11 protein-coding genes and 1 tRNA gene are annotated in these 16,357 nt (G+C 65.3%); all 12 read left to right on the top strand.

Features of this window, described 5'->3' with window-relative positions; all coding sequences use genetic code 11:
- Positions 1-210: 210 nt before the first annotated feature.
- The 12 genes from ACFO6Q_RS19700 to fusA all read left to right on the top strand — a co-directional run bounded on the left by ACFO6Q_RS19700 (position 211) and on the right by fusA (position 16,198).
- A tRNA-Trp gene (locus ACFO6Q_RS19700) sits at positions 211-286 on the top strand.
- Positions 287-358: 72 nt separating this feature from the next.
- A complete protein-coding gene (gene secE, locus ACFO6Q_RS19695; protein ID WP_380022905.1) occupies positions 359-748 on the top strand; it encodes a preprotein translocase subunit SecE in 390 nt (129 codons plus the stop codon).
- Positions 749-755: 7 nt separating this feature from the next.
- A complete protein-coding gene (gene nusG / locus ACFO6Q_RS19690; RefSeq protein ID WP_380022904.1) occupies positions 756-1,316 on the top strand; it encodes a transcription termination/antitermination protein NusG in 561 nt (186 codons plus the stop codon).
- Positions 1,317-1,462: 146 nt separating this feature from the next.
- Positions 1,463-1,891: a 50S ribosomal protein L11 gene (gene rplK, locus ACFO6Q_RS19685; RefSeq protein WP_291191704.1), complete on the top strand. Its 429-nt coding sequence runs from the start codon at positions 1,463-1,465 to the stop codon at positions 1,889-1,891.
- A gap of 2 nt (positions 1,892-1,893) precedes the next feature.
- Positions 1,894-2,595, top strand: a complete 702-nt coding sequence (rplA, locus tag ACFO6Q_RS19680) for a 50S ribosomal protein L1 (RefSeq protein WP_380022902.1) — start codon at positions 1,894-1,896, stop codon at positions 2,593-2,595.
- A gap of 358 nt (positions 2,596-2,953) precedes the next feature.
- Entirely contained in the window at positions 2,954-3,481 is a 528-nt protein-coding gene (rplJ, locus tag ACFO6Q_RS19675) for a 50S ribosomal protein L10 (protein WP_380022901.1), read from the top strand.
- 54 nt (positions 3,482-3,535) lie between these two features.
- Complete coding sequence (rplL, locus tag ACFO6Q_RS19670) at positions 3,536-3,913, top strand: 50S ribosomal protein L7/L12 (protein WP_380022900.1); 378 nt, start codon at positions 3,536-3,538, stop codon at positions 3,911-3,913.
- A gap of 296 nt (positions 3,914-4,209) precedes the next feature.
- Complete coding sequence (gene rpoB / locus ACFO6Q_RS19665) at positions 4,210-8,379, top strand: DNA-directed RNA polymerase subunit beta (RefSeq protein ID WP_380022899.1); 4,170 nt, start codon at positions 4,210-4,212, stop codon at positions 8,377-8,379.
- A 118-nt stretch (positions 8,380-8,497) separates the two neighbouring features.
- The gene (gene rpoC, locus ACFO6Q_RS19660; RefSeq protein WP_380022897.1) at positions 8,498-12,700 is read left to right on the top strand and encodes a DNA-directed RNA polymerase subunit beta'; all 4,203 of its coding nucleotides are present in this window, start codon (positions 8,498-8,500) and stop codon (positions 12,698-12,700) included.
- Positions 12,701-12,962: 262 nt separating this feature from the next.
- The gene (gene rpsL, locus ACFO6Q_RS19655; protein WP_291191687.1) at positions 12,963-13,337 is read left to right on the top strand and encodes a 30S ribosomal protein S12; all 375 of its coding nucleotides are present in this window, start codon (positions 12,963-12,965) and stop codon (positions 13,335-13,337) included.
- 77 nt (positions 13,338-13,414) lie between these two features.
- A complete protein-coding gene (gene rpsG, locus ACFO6Q_RS19650; protein ID WP_380022896.1) occupies positions 13,415-13,882 on the top strand; it encodes a 30S ribosomal protein S7 in 468 nt (155 codons plus the stop codon).
- A gap of 225 nt (positions 13,883-14,107) precedes the next feature.
- Complete coding sequence (fusA, locus tag ACFO6Q_RS19645; RefSeq protein ID WP_380022894.1) at positions 14,108-16,198, top strand: elongation factor G; 2,091 nt, start codon at positions 14,108-14,110, stop codon at positions 16,196-16,198.
- Positions 16,199-16,357 lie beyond the last annotated feature (159 nt).

The following is a 16,357-nucleotide window of genomic DNA, read 5'->3' as shown; positions in this document are numbered from 1 at the left end:
GCTTCGCGATCCGCGAGGGCGGCCGTACGGTCGGCGCGGGCGTGGTGGCCAAGATCGTCCAGTAAGCCAGCGACAACGCGGAAGAACACAGGGAAGCCGCTTCGCGCTGCGAAGCCGCTTCCCTTCCGCGTTCCTGGACCTTTTCAAACGGTCGGCACGGATGCCGGAGCGATCATCGCCGTCACGGAGGACGGCAGGAAGTACACCCACACGCCAGTAGCTCAATTGGCAGAGCAGCGGTCTCCAAAACCGCAGGTTGGGGGTTCGAGTCCCTCCTGGCGTGCCACTTAATTCGTGCGGTCTTCCGTGGCCGCAAGGAAAAGCGGCCCTTCGTGGCCGCACTCTTTCGAAGAGAAGCATGAATACGAAGGTCGAAAAAGCAGGCGGCAGCAACGCGCTCGACATCGTCAAGCTGACGCTCGCGGGCGTGCTGCTGGTGGCCGGCATCGTCGCCTACTACTACTTCGCCGACACCTGGAACGGCTGGGCGCGCGTGGGCGTGATGCTGGCCGGTGCGATCGCCGCCGTCGCGGTTGCGGCGTTCACCGCGTTCGGTCGTTCAGTGCGCGAGTATCTGGCCGAATCGCAGTTCGAGCTGCGCAAGGTGGTCTGGCCGACGCGCGAGGAAACGCTGCGCACGACGCTGGTCATCATCGTCGTCGTCATCATCCTCAGTCTGCTGCTGGGCCTGATCGACCTGACCCTGAAGTGGGTGGTGCTCGACAACCTGCTGAAACTGGAAGGCTGAGGACGGCATGAGCAAACGTTGGTACGTGGTGCATGCCTATTCCGGATTCGAGCACGCGGTCGCGAAGTCGCTGAAGGAACGCGTCGCGCGCGCCGGCATGCAGGAGAAGTTCGGCGAAGTGCTGGTGCCGACCGAGGAAGTGATCGAGATGCGCGGCGGCCAGAAGCGCCGCAGCGAGCGCAAGTTCTTCCCCGGCTACGTGCTGGTGCAGATCGAGACGCACGACGAAGGCAAGGCGATCAAGATCGACGACGAATCCTGGCATCTGGTCAAGGAAACGCCGAAGGTCATGGGTTTCATCGGCGGTACGGCGGATCGTCCGCTGCCGATCAAGGATTCGGAGGCCGACGGCATCCTGCAGCGTGTGCAGGAAGGCGTCGACAAGCCGCGGCCGAAGGTGCTGTTCGAACCGGGCGAGATGGTCCGTGTCATCGACGGCCCGTTCAACGACTTCAACGGCGTGGTCGAGGAAGTCAACTACGAAAAGAGCCGCCTGCGCGTGGCGGTACTGATTTTCGGGCGTTCCACGCCGGTCGAGCTGGAATTCGGTCAGGTCGAAAAGGCGTAAGCGTCGCCAGGCAGGCGGCGTTTTCATGAAAAGTCCGGCACGGATGCCGGTCCGTTCTTCGCGGTCATGGAGGATCGCATAAACAGGCGGAGGAGTCCCGCAGTTCGCGAGAACGTGCAGACGCTTGAACTCCAGGAGTCATTCCAATGGCAAAGAAAGTAGTCGGCTACATCAAACTGCAGGTCAAGGCCGGTCAGGCCAATCCGTCGCCGCCGGTGGGTCCGGCCCTCGGTCAGCGCGGCCTGAACATCATGGAATTCTGCAAGGCGTTCAACGCCGCGACGCAGAAGCTGGAGCCGGGCCTGCCGATTCCGGTCGTGATCACCGCGTACTCGGATCGCACCTTCACCTTCATCACGAAGACGCCGCCGGCGACCATCCTGCTGAAGAAGGCGGTCGGCATCACGTCCGGCTCGAAGCGCCCGAACACGGAGAAGGTCGGCAAGGTCACGCGCAAGCAGCTCGAGGACATCGCCAAGGCGAAGGAGCCCGATCTGACCGCCGCGGACCTGGACGCTGCCGTCCGCACGATCGCGGGCAGCGCGCGCAGCATGGGCCTGGTGTCGGAGATCTGATGATGAGCACGAAGATCAGCAAGCGTTACAAGGCTCTCGCCAAGACCGTCGCCCCGGGCAAGGTCTATTCCGTCGAAGAAGCGCTGAAGATCGTCAAGGACGGCGCCAAGGCGAAGTTTCCGGAATCGGTCGACGTCGCCATCCGCCTCGGCATCGACGCGAAGAAGTCCGACCAGGGCGTGCGCGGTTCGGTGATGCTGCCGCACGGCACCGGCAAGACCGTCAAGGTCGCCGTGTTCTGTCCGGCCGGCGAGAAGGCCGAAGCGGCCAAGGCCGCCGGCGCCGACGCGGTCGGCATGGAAGACCTGGCCGAGCGCATGCAGGCCGGCGAACTCGATTTCGGCCGCGTCATCGCGACCCCGGATGCGATGCGCGTGGTCGGCAAGCTCGGCCAGCTGCTCGGTCCGCGCGGCCTGATGCCGAACCCGAAGGACGGCTCGGTCGCCGCCGACGTGGTCACCGCGGTGAAGAACGCCAAGGCGGGTCAGGTCAAGTTCCGCAACGACAAGGCCGGCATCATCCACTGCTCGATCGGCAAGGCCAGCTTCGAGGTCGCCGCGCTGAAGGACAACCTCAACGCGCTGCTGGGCGACCTGGTCAAGGCCAAGCCGGCGAGCGCGAAGGGCGTGTTCCTGCAGAAGGTCTCGCTGTCGAGCACGATGGGCGTCGGCGTGCCGGTCGACCCGTCGACCGTCTCGGCTTAAGCGATTCGTTGTCCCCTCTCCCGCTCGCGGGAGAGGTCGCGCGGAAGCGCGGGTGAGGGCAAGCGAAGTGGGGTGCCTCACTCCGACTTCCCTCATCCGGCGCTATGCGCCACCTTCTCCCGGTGGGAGAAGGGAAGGAATTTTGAGGGCGCCTCGTGCGAACGAGGGCCGTCAAAGACCGCAGGCGGCGGAAGCCTTAAACGACAAGCCTGCGTAGATGGTGCAGCCCTACAGGAACATCCTGGAACGGCCACCAAGCAGACGTCGAGAGACGTCGGCGGATCCGAAGGAGTCGGAACCGTGAACGCTTCAGGGAACCGGGCGCAGGAGCGCCTCGGAACCCGGTTCGGAGAAAGCAATGGCGCTCAATCTTGCGCAAAAGAAAGAGGTCGTTGCCGAACTGGCGAATGTGGCAGCCAAGGCACATTCCCTGGTCGCCGCCGAATACGCCGGTCTTACCGTCGGGCAGCTCACCGAGCTGCGCAAGAAGGCCCGTCAGGGCGGGGTTTTCCTCAAGGTGGCAAAAAACACCTTGGTGTCCCGCGCTGTCGAAGGCACGGACTACGCATGCGTCCAGGACGCACTGACGGGTCCGCTGCTGTACGCCTTCTCGAAGGAAGACCCCGGCGCAGCCGGCCGGTTGATCAAGGATTTCGCCAAGGCCAACGACAAGCTCAAGGCCAAGCTGGTCGCCATCGGCGGCAAGGCGTACCCGGCGTCGCATCTCGACGTCCTCGCCTCGCTTCCGACGCGCGATCAGGCGCTCAGCATGCTCCTCAGCGTGCTGGTGCAGCCCGCGACCATGCTGGTCCGCGTCCTTTCGGAGCCCGCCGCCCAGCTGGCGCGCGCCACGAATGCGGTCGCCCAGCAGAAGCAGGCCGCTTGAGCCATTCGTCACTCGGTATTCCACTAACACAGTCGTATCCAGGAGTTTGAAATCATGTCTCTCAGCAACGAACAGATCATCGAAGCGATCTCGTCCAAGTCCCTCGTCGAGGTGATGGAACTGGTCAAGGCGATGGAAGAGAAGTTCGGCGTCTCCGCGGCCGCTCCGGTCGCCGTGGCCGCCGCTCCGGCCGGCGCCGCCGCCGCTCCGGCCGAAGAGCAGACCGAGTTCACGGTCGCCCTGAAGGCTTCCGGCGAGAAGAAGGTCGAAGTCATCAAGGTCGTCCGCGCGATCACCGGCCTGGGCCTCAAGGAAGCCAAGGACCTGGTCGAGTCGGCTCCGGCCACCGTCAAGGAAGCCGTCAGCAAGGACGACGCGGCCAAGTTCAAGAAGGACCTGGAAGCCGCTGGCGCGACCGTCGAGGTCAAGTGACGGCAGAATGCCGTCATCCCGTGCAGACGAAGGATGGTCGACGACACGGGATCCAGCTCTCGATTTTGCTTCAATAGACAGTCACTGGATTCCCGCTCCGGCGGGAATGACGGCAACGAAGCCTGGGGGCGCGAGCCCCCGGGCTTTGCCCGTTGCGGTCATTCAGACAGCGGCCATGGGAAAGCGCAGAAACGACTCCATATGAGCTCCCTGCGCTTTCCGATGTCCGTTTCCCCCTCCCGGTTTTTCTCCCCGGCGATTCGCCGTCGCCGCACGTTGTACGAGGTGTGCTCCTCATGACCCAGACGACCTACTCCTTCACCGAAAAGAAGCGAATCCGCAAGGATTTCGGCAAGCGTCCGCCGGTTCTGGACGTTCCTTTCCTGCTCGCCATCCAGGTCGACTCGTATCGTGAGTTCCTGCAGGCCGACACCGATCCCAACCAGCGCGAAGACAAGGGCCTGCACGCCGCGCTGCGCTCGGTGTTCCCGATCACCAGCTATTCCGGCAGCGCCGCGCTGGAGTACGTCAACTACCGTCTCGGCGAGCCGCCGTTCGACGAGCGCGAGTGCCGCTCGCGCGGCATGAGCTACGGCGCGCCGCTGCGCGTGACCGTGCGTCTGGTCATCTACGACAAGGAGTCGTCGAACAAGGCGATCAAGTACGTGAAGGAGCAGGAGGTCTACATGGGCGAACTGCCGCTCATGACCGACACCGGCACCTTCATCGTCAACGGCACCGAGCGCGTCATCGTCTCCCAGCTGCACCGCAGCCCGGGCGTGTTCTTCGACCACGACCGCGGCAAGACGCACTCGTCCGGCAAGCTGCTCTACAGCGCGCGCGTGATTCCCTACCGCGGTTCGTGGCTGGACTTCGAGTTCGACCCGAAGGACGCGCTGTTCACCCGCATCGACCGTCGCCGCAAGCTGCCGGTGACGGTGCTGCTGCGCGCGCTCGGCTACACCAACGAGGAGATGCTCGACATCTTCTTCGAGAAGAACGTGTTCCACCTCGGCAAGAAGGACGGCGCCACGCTCGACCTGGTCGCCGAGCGCCTGCGCGGCGAGACGCTGAACTTCGACCTGCGCGTCGGCGACGACGTCATCGTCGAGGCCGGCAAGCGCATCACCGCGCGCCACGTCCGCCAGCTGGACAACGCCAAGATCAAGTCGCTGGAAGTGCCGGACGAGTATCTGCTCGGCCGCATCCTCGCGCACGACGTCGTCGACACCAAGACCGGCGAGCTGCTCGCCGCCGCCAACGACGAGATCAACGACGCGCACCTGGAGGCGCTCCGCAAGGCCGGCGTCGACAAGCTCGCGACGCTGTGGGTCAACGACCTCGACCGCGGCGACTACATCTCCAAGACGCTGCGCATCGATCCGTCGCGCACGCCGCTCGAGGCGCTGGTCGAGATCTACCGCATGATGCGCCCGGGCGAGCCGCCGACCAAGGACGCCGCGCAGAACCTGTTCCAGAACCTGTTCTTCTCGTCCGAGCGCTACGATCTCGATCGCGTCGGCCGCATGAAGTTCAACCGCCGCGTCGGCCGCAAGGACGACAAGGGCCCCGGCATCCTCTTCGACGGCAAGTACTTCGGCGAGCGCAACGACGAGCTGTCCAAGTCGCTGGTCAAGGAATTCGGCGCCGGCTCGGACATCCTCGACGTCATCAAGGTGCTGATCGAGATCCGCAACGGCCGCGGCATCGTCGACGACATCGACCACCTCGGCAACCGTCGCGTGCGTTCGGTCGGCGAGATGGCCGAGAACGTGTTCCGCATCGGCCTCGTGCGCGTCGAGCGCGCGGTCAAGGAGCGCCTGTCGCTCGCCGAGGCGGACGGCCTGACCCCGCAGGACCTCATCAACGCCAAGCCGGTCGCGGCGGCGGTGAAGGAGTTCTTCGGCTCCTCGCAGCTCAGCCAGTTCATGGACCAGAACAACCCGCTCAGCGAGGTCACGCACAAGCGTCGCGTGTCCGCCCTGGGTCCGGGCGGCCTGACGCGTGAGCGCGCCGGCTTCGAGGTGCGCGACGTCCACCCGACGCACTACGGCCGTGTCTGCACGATCGAGACGCCGGAAGGTCCGAACATCGGCCTGATCAACTCGCTCGCCGTCTACGCGCGCACCAACGACTACGGCTTCCTCGAGACGCCGTACCGCAAGGTCGAAAACGGCAAGGTCACCAACAAGGTGGAATACCTGTCGGCGATCGACGAGGGCGAATACGTCATCGCCCAGGCGAACTCGCCGCTGCACAAGGACGGCTCGTTCACCGAAGAGTACGTCTCGTGCCGCTTCCACGGCGAGTCCGAGCTGCGTCCGTCGAGCGAGATCAACTACATGGACGTCTCGCCGATGCAGACCGTGTCGGTCGCCGCGGCGCTCGTCCCGTTCCTCGAGCACGACGACGCGAACCGCGCGCTGATGGGCGCGAACATGCAGCGCCAGGCCGTGCCGACGCTGCGCTCGCAGACGCCGCTGGTCGGCACCGGCATTGAGCGCGCCGTGGCGCGCGACTCGGGCGTCACCGTGGTGGCCAGGCGCGCCGGCCTGATCGACCAGGTCGACGCGGGCCGCATCGTGGTGCGCGTGAACGAGGAAGAGATCGGCGACAACGACGCCGGCGTGGACATCTACACGCTGACCAAGTACACGCGCTCGAACCAGAACACCAACCTCAACCAGCGTCCGCTGGTCAACGTCGGTGACCGCGTCGAGAAGGGCGACGTGCTGGCCGACGGTTCCTCCACGGACCTCGGCGAGCTGGCGCTCGGCCAGAACATGCTGGTCGCGTTCATGCCGTGGAACGGCTACAACTTCGAGGACTCGATCCTGCTCTCCGAGCGCGTGGTCGAGGAGGATCGCTACACGACGATCCACATCGAGGAACTGACCTGCCAGGCGCGCGACACCAAGCTCGGACCGGAGGAAATCTCCGCCGACATCCCCAACGTCGGCGAGCAGGCGCTGGCGCGTCTGGACGAATCCGGCGTGGTCTACATCGGCGCCGAGGTGAAGGCGGGCGACATCCTGGTCGGCAAGGTCACGCCGAAGGGCGAGAGCCAGCTGACGCCGGAAGAGAAGCTGCTGCGCGCGATCTTCGGCGAGAAGGCGTCCGACGTGAAGGACAGCTCGCTGCGCGTGCCGCCGGGCATGGACGGCACCGTCATCGACGTGGCCGTGTTCACGCGCGACGGCATCGAGAAGGACAAGCGCGCGCGCCAGATCGAGGAAATGGAGATCAAGCGCGTCAAGAAGGACTTCGACGACCAGTTCCGCATCCTCGAAGGCGCGATCTACAACCGCCTGCGCGTGGCGATCGTCGGCAAGGTCGCCAACGGCGGCCCGGGCGGCCTGAAGAAGGGCGCCGAGATCACCGACGAGTACCTCGACGGCCTGAAGAAGGACGAGTGGTTCGCGATCCGCATGAAGGACGAGGACGCGGCCGAGTTCCTCGAGCGCGCCCAGGAGCAGATCAAGGGTCACAAGGAGGAGTTCGAGGGACGCTTCAAGGCGAAGCAGGCCAAGATCACCGCCGGCGACGATCTCGCCCCGGGCATGCTGAAGATGGTCAAGGTCTACCTGGCCGTGAAGCGCCGCATCCAGCCGGGCGACAAGATGGCCGGCCGCCACGGCAACAAGGGTGTCGTGTCGATGATCGTGCCGGTCGAGGACATGCCGTACGACAGGAACGGCCGTCCGGTCGACATCGTGCTGAACCCGCTCGGCGTGCCGTCGCGAATGAACATCGGCCAGATCCTCGAAGTGCACCTGGGCTGGGCCGCCAAGGGCCTGGGCGAGAAGATCGACCGCATGCTGAAGGCGCAGGCCAAGGTCGCGGAACTGCGCAAGTTCCTTGACGAGGTCTACAACTCGCACGCGAGCAAGGAAGCGGCCGCCGGTCACCACGTCAACCTGAAGTCGCTCACCGACGAGGAAATGCTCTCGCTGGCGCAGAACCTGACCGACGGCGTGCCGATGGCGACGCCGGTGTTCGACGGTGCGTTCGAGGAGGAGATCAAGGCGATGCTCAAGCTCGCCGATCTGCCCGAGTCCGGCCAGACGACGCTGTTCGACGGCCGCACCGGCGAGGCGTTCGATCGTCCGGTCACCGTCGGCTACATGCACATGCTCAAGCTGAACCACCTCGTCGACGACAAGATGCACGCGCGCTCGACCGGTCCGTACTCGCTGGTCACGCAGCAGCCGCTCGGCGGCAAAGCGCAGTTCGGCGGCCAGCGCTTCGGCGAGATGGAAGTCTGGGCGCTGGAGGCCTACGGCGCGGCGTACACGCTGCAGGAGATGCTGACGGTCAAGTCCGACGACGTCTCCGGCCGCAACCAGATGTACAAGAACATCGTCGACGGCGACCACGAAATGGTCGCGGGCATGCCGGAGTCCTTCAACGTATTGGTGAAGGAAATCCGCTCGCTCGCCATCAACATGGAGCTGGAGGAGCGCTAGCGCGCTCGGGGCTGAGGGTCGAGGGCCGTGAAAAAGCTCGCAGGCCCGCCGATCTTCAGCCCTTGGCCCTCAACCCTCAGCCCTCGACGAAAGAATTCCTCCGCATCGGAGACATGAAATGAAAGATCTGTTGAACCTGTTCAACCAGCAGCGCCAGTCGCTCGATTTCGATTCGATCAAGATCGCGCTGGCGTCGCCGGACCTGATCCGCTCGTGGTCATTCGGCGAGGTCAAGAAGCCCGAGACGATCAACTACCGCACGTTCAAGCCGGAGCGTGACGGCCTGTTCTGCGCGGCGATCTTCGGTCCGATCAAGGACTACGAGTGCCTGTGCGGCAAGTACAAGCGCATGAAGCACCGCGGCGTCGTGTGCGAGAAGTGCGGCACCGAAGTGACCCTGGCCAAGGTGCGCCGCGAGCGCATGGGCCACATCGAGCTGGCTTCGCCGACCGCGCACATCTGGTTCCTGAAGTCGCTGCCGTCGCGCATCGGCCTGATGCTCGACATGACGCTGCGCGACATCGAGCGCATCCTGTACTTCGAGGCCTACGTGGTCGTCGATCCGGGCCTGACCGCGCTCGAGCGCGGCCAGCTGCTCAACGAGGAACAGTACCTGCAGGCGGTCGAGGAGCACGGCGACGAGTTCGACGCGCGCATGGGCGCCGAGGCCGTCTACGAGTTGCTCAAGACGATCGACCTGAACCAGGAACTGATCCGGCTGCGCGAGGAGATCGCCTCGACGAACTCCGAGACCAAGCTGAAGCGCCTGTCCAAGCGCATCAAGCTGGTCGAGGCCTTCCTCGAGTCCGGCAACCGCCCGGAATTCATGGTGCTGACCGTGCTGCCGGTGCTGCCGCCGGATCTGCGTCCGCTGGTGCCGCTGGACGGCGGCCGCTTTGCGACGTCGGACCTCAACGACCTGTACCGCCGCGTCATCAACCGCAACAACCGCCTCAAGCGCCTGCTCGAACTCAATGCGCCCGACATCATCGTGCGCAACGAGAAGCGCATGCTGCAGGAAGCGGTCGACGCGCTGATGGACAACGGCCGTCGCGGCCGTGCGATCACGGGCACCAACAAGCGCCCGCTGAAGTCGCTCGCCGACATGATCAAGGGCAAGCAGGGCCGCTTCCGCCAGAACCTGCTCGGCAAGCGCGTGGACTACTCCGGCCGTTCGGTCATCGTGGTCGGTCCGACGCTCAAGCTGCACCAGTGCGGCCTGCCGAAGAAGATGGCGCTGGAGCTGTTCAAGCCGTTCATCTTCTCCAAGCTGCAGCGCCGCGGCCTCGCCACCACGATCAAGGCGGCGAAGAAGCTCGTCGAGCGCGAGAGCGCGGAAGTGTGGGACATCCTGGAAGAGGTGATCCGCGAGCATCCGGTGCTGCTCAACCGCGCACCGACCCTGCATCGTCTGGGCATCCAGGCGTTCGAGCCGGTGCTGATCGAAGGCAAGGCGATCCAGCTGCATCCGCTGGTCTGTACCGCGTTCAACGCCGACTTCGACGGCGACCAGATGGCCGTGCACGTGCCGCTGTCGCTGGAGGCGCAGCTGGAAGCGCGCGCCCTGATGATGTCGACCAACAACATCCTGTCGCCGGCGAACGGCGAGCCGATCATCGTGCCGACGCAGGACGTCGTGCTCGGCCTGTACTACATGACGCGCGCCCTCGAGAACGTGAAGGGCGAGGGCATGGCGTTCGCGAACGTGGCCGAAGTGCATCGCGCCTACGACAACCGCGCGGTCGAACTGCACGCGAAGGTCAAGGTGCGCCTGCGCCAGGTCGAGATCGACGAGAACGGCGCGCGCAGCGAGAAGACGACCCTGGTCGACACCACGGTCGGCCGCGCGCTGCTGGCCGAGATCCTGCCCGAAGGCCTGCCGTTCTCGCTGGCCAACATCGAGCTCACCAAGAAGAACATCTCGCGCCTGATCAACGCCTGCTATCGCCGACTCGGCCTGAAGGACACGGTGGTCTTCGCCGACCAGCTGATGTACACGGGCTTCCACTACGCCACGCGTGCGGGCATGTCGATCGGCATCGACGACATGAAGATCCCGGCCGAGAAGAAGGGCATCCTCGAGGCGGCCGAGAAGGACGTCACCGAGATCCAGCAGCAGTACCAGTCCGGCCTGGTCACCGCGGGCGAGCGCTACAACAAGGTCGTCGACATCTGGTCGCGCACCAACGAGCAGGTCGCTGCGGCGATGATGAAGGGCATCGGCGCCGACAAGGTGCCGACGGCCAAGGGCGACACGATCGAGCAGAAGTCGATGAACTCGCTGTTCATCATGGCCGACTCCGGCGCGCGCGGTAGTGCGGCGCAGATCCGTCAGCTCGCCGGCATGCGCGGCCTGATGGCCCGTCCGGACGGCTCGATCATCGAGACGCCGATCAAGGCGAACTTCCGCGAAGGCCTGAACGTCCTGCAGTACTTCAACTCGACGCACGGCGCGCGCAAGGGCCTGGCCGACACCGCGCTGAAGACGGCGAACTCGGGTTACCTGACGCGTCGACTGGTCGACGTGGCGCAGGACGTGGTCGTCACCGAAACCGACTGCGGCACCTCGAACGGCCTGACCATGGCGCCGATCGTCGAAGGCGGCGACGTCGTCGAGCCACTGCGCGACCGCGTGCTCGGCCGCGCCGTGGCCGAGGACGTGTTCGCGCCGGGCAACGACGAGGATCCGATCGTCACGCGCAACACGCTGCTCGACGAAGCGATGGTCGAGAAGCTCGAGACCGCCGGTGTGCAGAGCGTCCTGGTGCGCTCGCCGATCACCTGCGACGCGCGCTTCGGCGTCTGCGCGATGTGCTACGGGCGCGACCTCGCTCGCGGCCACCTGGTCAACATCGGCGAGGCGGTCGGCGTGATCGCCGCGCAGTCGATCGGCGAGCCGGGCACGCAGCTGACGATGCGCACGTTCCACATCGGCGGCGCGGCGTCTCGTGCGGCGGCGGTCGACAACGTGCAGGTCAAGACGACCGGTACGCTGAAATTCACCAACCTCAAGACCGTCGCGCACAACGCCGGCCATCTGGTCGCGGTGTCGCGTTCGGGCGAGCTGTCGGTGATGGACGCGCACGGCCGCGAGCGCGAGCGCTATCGCGTGCCGTACGGCGCGGTCATCGACGCGAAGGACGGTGCGGCGATCAAGGCCGGCCAGTTCGTCGCCAAGTGGGATCCGCACACGCATCCGATCGTGTCGGAAGTCGCCGGCGTGGTCCGCTTCATCGACTTCACCGACGGCATCACCGTGCAGGAGCAGATCGACGAACTGACCGGTCTGGCCAGTGCGGTGGTTACCGATCCGAAGCGTCGCGGCAGCAGCGCCAAGGACCTGCGTCCGATGGTCCGCATCGTCGACAAGAAGGGCGGAGAGCTGCGTCTGCCGGGCACCGACATTCCGGCGCAGTACTTCCTGCCGGCCGGCGCGATCGTCAGCCTGCAGAACGGTGCCGAGGTCGGCATCGGCGACGTCGTGGCACGTATCCCGCAGGAAACCTCCAAGACCCGCGACATCACCGGCGGTCTGCCGCGCGTCGCGGACCTGTTCGAGGCGCGCAAGCCGAAGGAGCCGGCGATCCTCGCCGAGCGTTCGGGCGTGATCAGCTTCGGCAAGGACACCAAGGGCAAGCAGCGCCTGATCATCAAGGACCAGGACGGCAACGAGCACGAGGAGCTGATTCCGAAGTGGCGTCACGTCATCGTGTTCGAAGGCGAGCACGTGGAGAAGGGCGAGACGGTCGTCGACGGCGAGCCGAATCCGCACGACATCCTGCGCCTGCTCGGCGTCGAGCCGCTGGCGGCGTACCTGGTCAAGGAGATCCAGGATGTCTACCGCCTGCAGGGCGTGAAGATCAACGACAAGCACATCGAGGCGATCATTCGTCAGATGCTGCGCAAGATCGAGGTCGTCGAAGCCGGCGACACCCGCTATCTGCGCGGCGAGCAGGTCGACCGCATGCGCCTGATCGAGGAGAACTCCCGTGCCGAGGCGCGTAACGAGCGTCCGGCGGAGATGCTGCCGGTGCTGCTGGGCATCACCAAGGCCTCGCTGGCGACGGAGTCGTTCATCTCGGCGGCGTCGTTCCAGGAGACCACGCGTGTGCTGACCGAGGCGGCGGTGCGCGGTACCCGCGATTCGTTGCGCGGCCTGAAGGAAAACGTTATAGTCGGGCGCTTGATTCCGGCCGGTACCGGTCTTGCTTACCACGCCCAGCGGCGCAGCAAGCAGGGAGCCCTGACCGACCTGGAGCGCGAGACGCTCGGCGCCACCAGTTCGGTGGCCGAGGCGGTCGCCGAAGACGGCGATCACTGATCTTCGCCGGCCGATCGCGCGGTTTGATCGAATATGCGCCTCCCGAGGGAGGCGCCACTCATCGAAATGAGGCGAAGGATTCGCCTCGTGTTCGAGTGCAGGGAGCCGGGCCCGGAATCTTGACGGTTCCGTTGGCTGCACGTTATACTTTTTTGTCTCGGCGGGCCGGATTTTTCGGCCTGCCTTTTGTTTCCTCCGGGATTTGCCCGAGAAAACTCCACCCAGGAAGCCCTCCGGGGGCTTCGCGAGCACGGTCCTAAGCATGTCAACAGTCAATCAGCTGGTTCGAAAGCCGCGGCAGTCGAAGGCCTACAAGAGCGCCTCCCCGGCGCTGGCCAATTGTCCGCAGCGTCGCGGCGTCTGCACGCGCGTCTACACGACGACGCCGAAGAAGCCGAACTCCGCGCTGCGCAAGGTCGCCAAGGTGCGCCTGACCAACGGATTCGAGGTCATCAGCTACATCGGTGGCGAAGGTCACAACCTGCAGGAGCACTCGGTGGTCCTGATCCGCGGCGGTCGTGTGAAGGACCTGCCGGGCGTGCGTTACCACACGGTGCGCGGCAGCCTCGACGCGGCCGGTGTCGCCAAGCGCCGCCAGAGCCGTTCGAAGTACGGCGCGAAGCGTCCGAAGGGCTGATCGATTCACAACGGCCACAGGCGCTGCGGCGCTTGAGTATCAAGCGGCCTGCATGGCCGCATCATTGAGAAGAATCTATGTCACGCAAAGGCAATACCCCCACCCGGGAACTCCTGCCCGACCCGAAGCACGGCAGCCAGGTCATCGCCCGCTTCATCAACATGGTGATGCAGAGCGGCAAGAAGTCGGTCGCCGAGAAGATCGTCTACGGCGCCCTCGACCACATCGGCGAGAAGCACGCCGAGCCGATCACCCTGGTCGAGAAGGCGCTCAGCAACGTCGCCCCCGCGGTCGAGGTCAAGTCGCGTCGCGTCGGCGGCGCCACCTATCAGGTGCCGGTCGAAGTGCGTTCGTCGCGCCGTACCGCCCTGGCGATGCGCTGGCTGATCGACGCGGCGCGCAAGCGCGGCGAGAACTCGATGCCGCGCAAGCTCGCGGCCGAGCTGCTCGAGGCTTCGGAGAACCGCGGCGGCGCGGTCAAGAAGCGCGAAGAGACGCACCGCATGGCGGAAGCCAACAAGGCGTTCTCGCACTACCGCTGGTAAGAACGGCGGTTTCCTCCCTCTCCCGCACGCGGGGGAGGGGGTGGGACGGCCGAGGGCCGTCGCTCGATTTCTTCCGCCCGCGCCCACGGCGCGACCTCCCCGGCGAACGGGAGAGCAGATCCGGCGGTTTTCGCGATCACGGACGATTGCAGAAGCTGAAAGTCCGGGCAGGACGCCCGTCTCATGATTCTCGCGATCAAGGAGGATCGCGGAGGTAACCTTCCCATGGCACGCACGACTCCCATCGAACGTTATCGCAACTTCGGCATCATGGCCCACATCGATGCCGGGAAGACCACGACGTCCGAGCGAATCCTGTTCTACACCGGCGTCAGCCACAAGATCGGCGAAGTGCACGAAGGTGCCGCGACGATGGACTGGATGGAGCAGGAGCAGGAGCGTGGCATCACGATCACGTCCGCCGCGACGACCGCGTTCTGGACGGGCATGGATCGCTCGTTTCCGCAGCACCGCTTCAACATCATCGACACCCCCGGGCACGTCGACTTCACGATCGAGGTGGAGCGTTCCCTGCGCGTGCTCGACGGCGCCGTGTTCGTGCTGTGCTCCGTCGGCGGCGTGCAGCCGCAGTCCGAGACCGTCTGGCGCCAGGCGAACAAGTACGGCGTGCCGCGCCTCGCCTTCGTCAACAAGATGGACCGCACCGGCGCCGACTTCGACAAGGTCGTCGAGCAGCTGAAAAGCCGCCTCGGCGCCAATCCCGTGCCGATGCAGGTGCCGATCGGAGCCGAGGACGGCTTCGAAGGCGTGATCGACCTCGTCAAGATGAAGGCGATCTACTGGGATGCGGAATCCCAGGGCATGAAGTTCGAGTATCGCGACATTCCCGCCAACCTGGCCGAAGCCGCCAGGCAGGCGCGCGACCACATGGTCGAGTCCGCCGCGGAAACGTCCGAAGAGCTCATGAACAAGTACCTCGAAGAGGGCTCCCTCGACGAGGAGGGAATCCACGCCGGCATTCGCGCCGGAACGCTGGCCAACACCCTGATTCCGGTGTTCTGCGGAACGGCGTTCAAGAACAAGGGCGTGCAGGCGATGCTCGACGGCGTCGTGCGCTACCTGCCGGCCCCGTCCGACCGCCCGCCGGTCAAGGGCGTGGACGAGAACGAGCGGGAGGAATCGCGCGTCGCCGGCGACGACCAGCCGTTCTCGGCGCTGGCCTTCAAGATCATGACCGACCCGTTCGTCGGGTCGCTGACGTTCTTCCGCGTCTATTCGGGCGTGCTGAACTCCGGCGACACCGTCTACAACCCGGTCAAGAGCAGGAAGGAGCGCGTCGGCCGCATCCTGCAGATGCACGCCAACGAGCGCGACGAGATCAAGGAAGTCCGCGCCGGCGACATCGCCGCGGCGGTCGGTTTGAAGGACGTCACCACCGGCGACACGCTGTGCGCGCAGAACGACGTGATCACGCTGGAGCGCATGACGTTCCCCGATCCGGTCATCGCGATGGCGGTGGAGCCGAAGACCAAGTCCGACCAGGAAAAGATGGGCATCGCCCTGTCGCGCCTCGCGCAGGAGGACCCGTCGTTCCGCGTGCGTTCGGACGAGGAGTCCGGCCAGACGATCATCTCGGGCATGGGCGAGCTCCATCTCGAAATCATCGTCGACCGCATGAAGCGCGAGTTCAACGTCGAGGCGAACGTCGGCAAGCCGCAGGTCGCCTACCGCGAGACGATCCGCAAGGCAGTCAGGCAGGAAGGCAAGTTCGTGCGCCAGTCCGGCGGCAAGGGCCAGTACGGCCACGTCGTGCTCGAGATCGAGCCGCAGGAACGCGGTGCGGGCTACGTGTTCGAGAACCTCACCGTCGGCGGTTCGGTACCGAAGGAATACGTGCCGGCGGTCGACAAGGGCATCCGCGAGGCGATGACCAGCGGTCCGCTGGCCGGCTTCCCGGTCGTCGACATCAAGATCAAGCTCGTCGACGGTTCGTTCCACGAGGTCGACTCGAACGAAATGGCGTTCAAGATCGCCGCGTCGATGGGCTTCAAGGAAGGCTTCAGCAAGGCCGGCCCGGCTCTGCTGGAGCCGATCATGAAGGTCGAGATCGTGACGCCCGAGGACTATCTCGGCGACGTCATGGGCGATGTGAGCCGCCGCCGCGGCGTGTTGCAGGGATCGGACGATTCGCCGTCGGGCAAGGTCATCAATGCGATGGTTCCGCTCGGCGAGATGTTCGGGTACGCGACCACGCTGCGCTCGATGTCGCAGGGGCGCGCGACGTTCTCGATGGAATTCGACCACTACGCCGAGGCGCCGAACAACATCGCCGAAGCGGTCATCAAGAAAGGTTGAGCGTCCAGGAGCGAAGGTTTCGATACTGCCCCTTCAGCGCTCAGCCCTCGGTCCTCACAATCCATATCCCATTCAAGCAAACAGGTAGCAGACCATGTCCAAGGAAAAATTCGAGCGCAAGAAGCCGCACGTGAACGTGGGCACGATCGGCCATGTGGA

Source organism: Dokdonella ginsengisoli (assembly GCF_042652785.1).
Taxonomy (GTDB): domain Bacteria; phylum Pseudomonadota; class Gammaproteobacteria; order Xanthomonadales; family Rhodanobacteraceae; genus Dokdonella_A; species Dokdonella_A ginsengisoli.
The sequence above is the reverse complement of the archived record's forward strand: the minus strand, read 5'-3'. Positions and strand labels throughout refer to the sequence as shown.

What these genes read in the sequence shown, in the direction of transcription:
- secE (WP_380022905.1), top strand. Translation starts at nt 359, where the DNA reads ATGAATACGAAGGTCGAAAAAGCAGGCGGCAGCAACGCGCTCGACATC.
- nusG (WP_380022904.1), top strand. Translation starts at nt 756, where the DNA reads ATGAGCAAACGTTGGTACGTGGTGCATGCCTATTCCGGATTCGAGCAC.
- rplK (WP_291191704.1), top strand. Translation starts at nt 1,463, where the DNA reads ATGGCAAAGAAAGTAGTCGGCTACATCAAACTGCAGGTCAAGGCCGGT.
- rplA (WP_380022902.1), top strand. Translation starts at nt 1,894, where the DNA reads ATGAGCACGAAGATCAGCAAGCGTTACAAGGCTCTCGCCAAGACCGTC.
- rplJ (WP_380022901.1), top strand. Translation starts at nt 2,954, where the DNA reads ATGGCGCTCAATCTTGCGCAAAAGAAAGAGGTCGTTGCCGAACTGGCG.
- rplL (WP_380022900.1), top strand. Translation starts at nt 3,536, where the DNA reads ATGTCTCTCAGCAACGAACAGATCATCGAAGCGATCTCGTCCAAGTCC.
- rpoB (WP_380022899.1), top strand. Translation starts at nt 4,210, where the DNA reads ATGACCCAGACGACCTACTCCTTCACCGAAAAGAAGCGAATCCGCAAG.
- rpoC (WP_380022897.1), top strand. Translation starts at nt 8,498, where the DNA reads ATGAAAGATCTGTTGAACCTGTTCAACCAGCAGCGCCAGTCGCTCGAT.
- rpsL (WP_291191687.1), top strand. Translation starts at nt 12,963, where the DNA reads ATGTCAACAGTCAATCAGCTGGTTCGAAAGCCGCGGCAGTCGAAGGCC.
- rpsG (WP_380022896.1), top strand. Translation starts at nt 13,415, where the DNA reads ATGTCACGCAAAGGCAATACCCCCACCCGGGAACTCCTGCCCGACCCG.
- fusA (WP_380022894.1), top strand. Translation starts at nt 14,108, where the DNA reads ATGGCACGCACGACTCCCATCGAACGTTATCGCAACTTCGGCATCATG.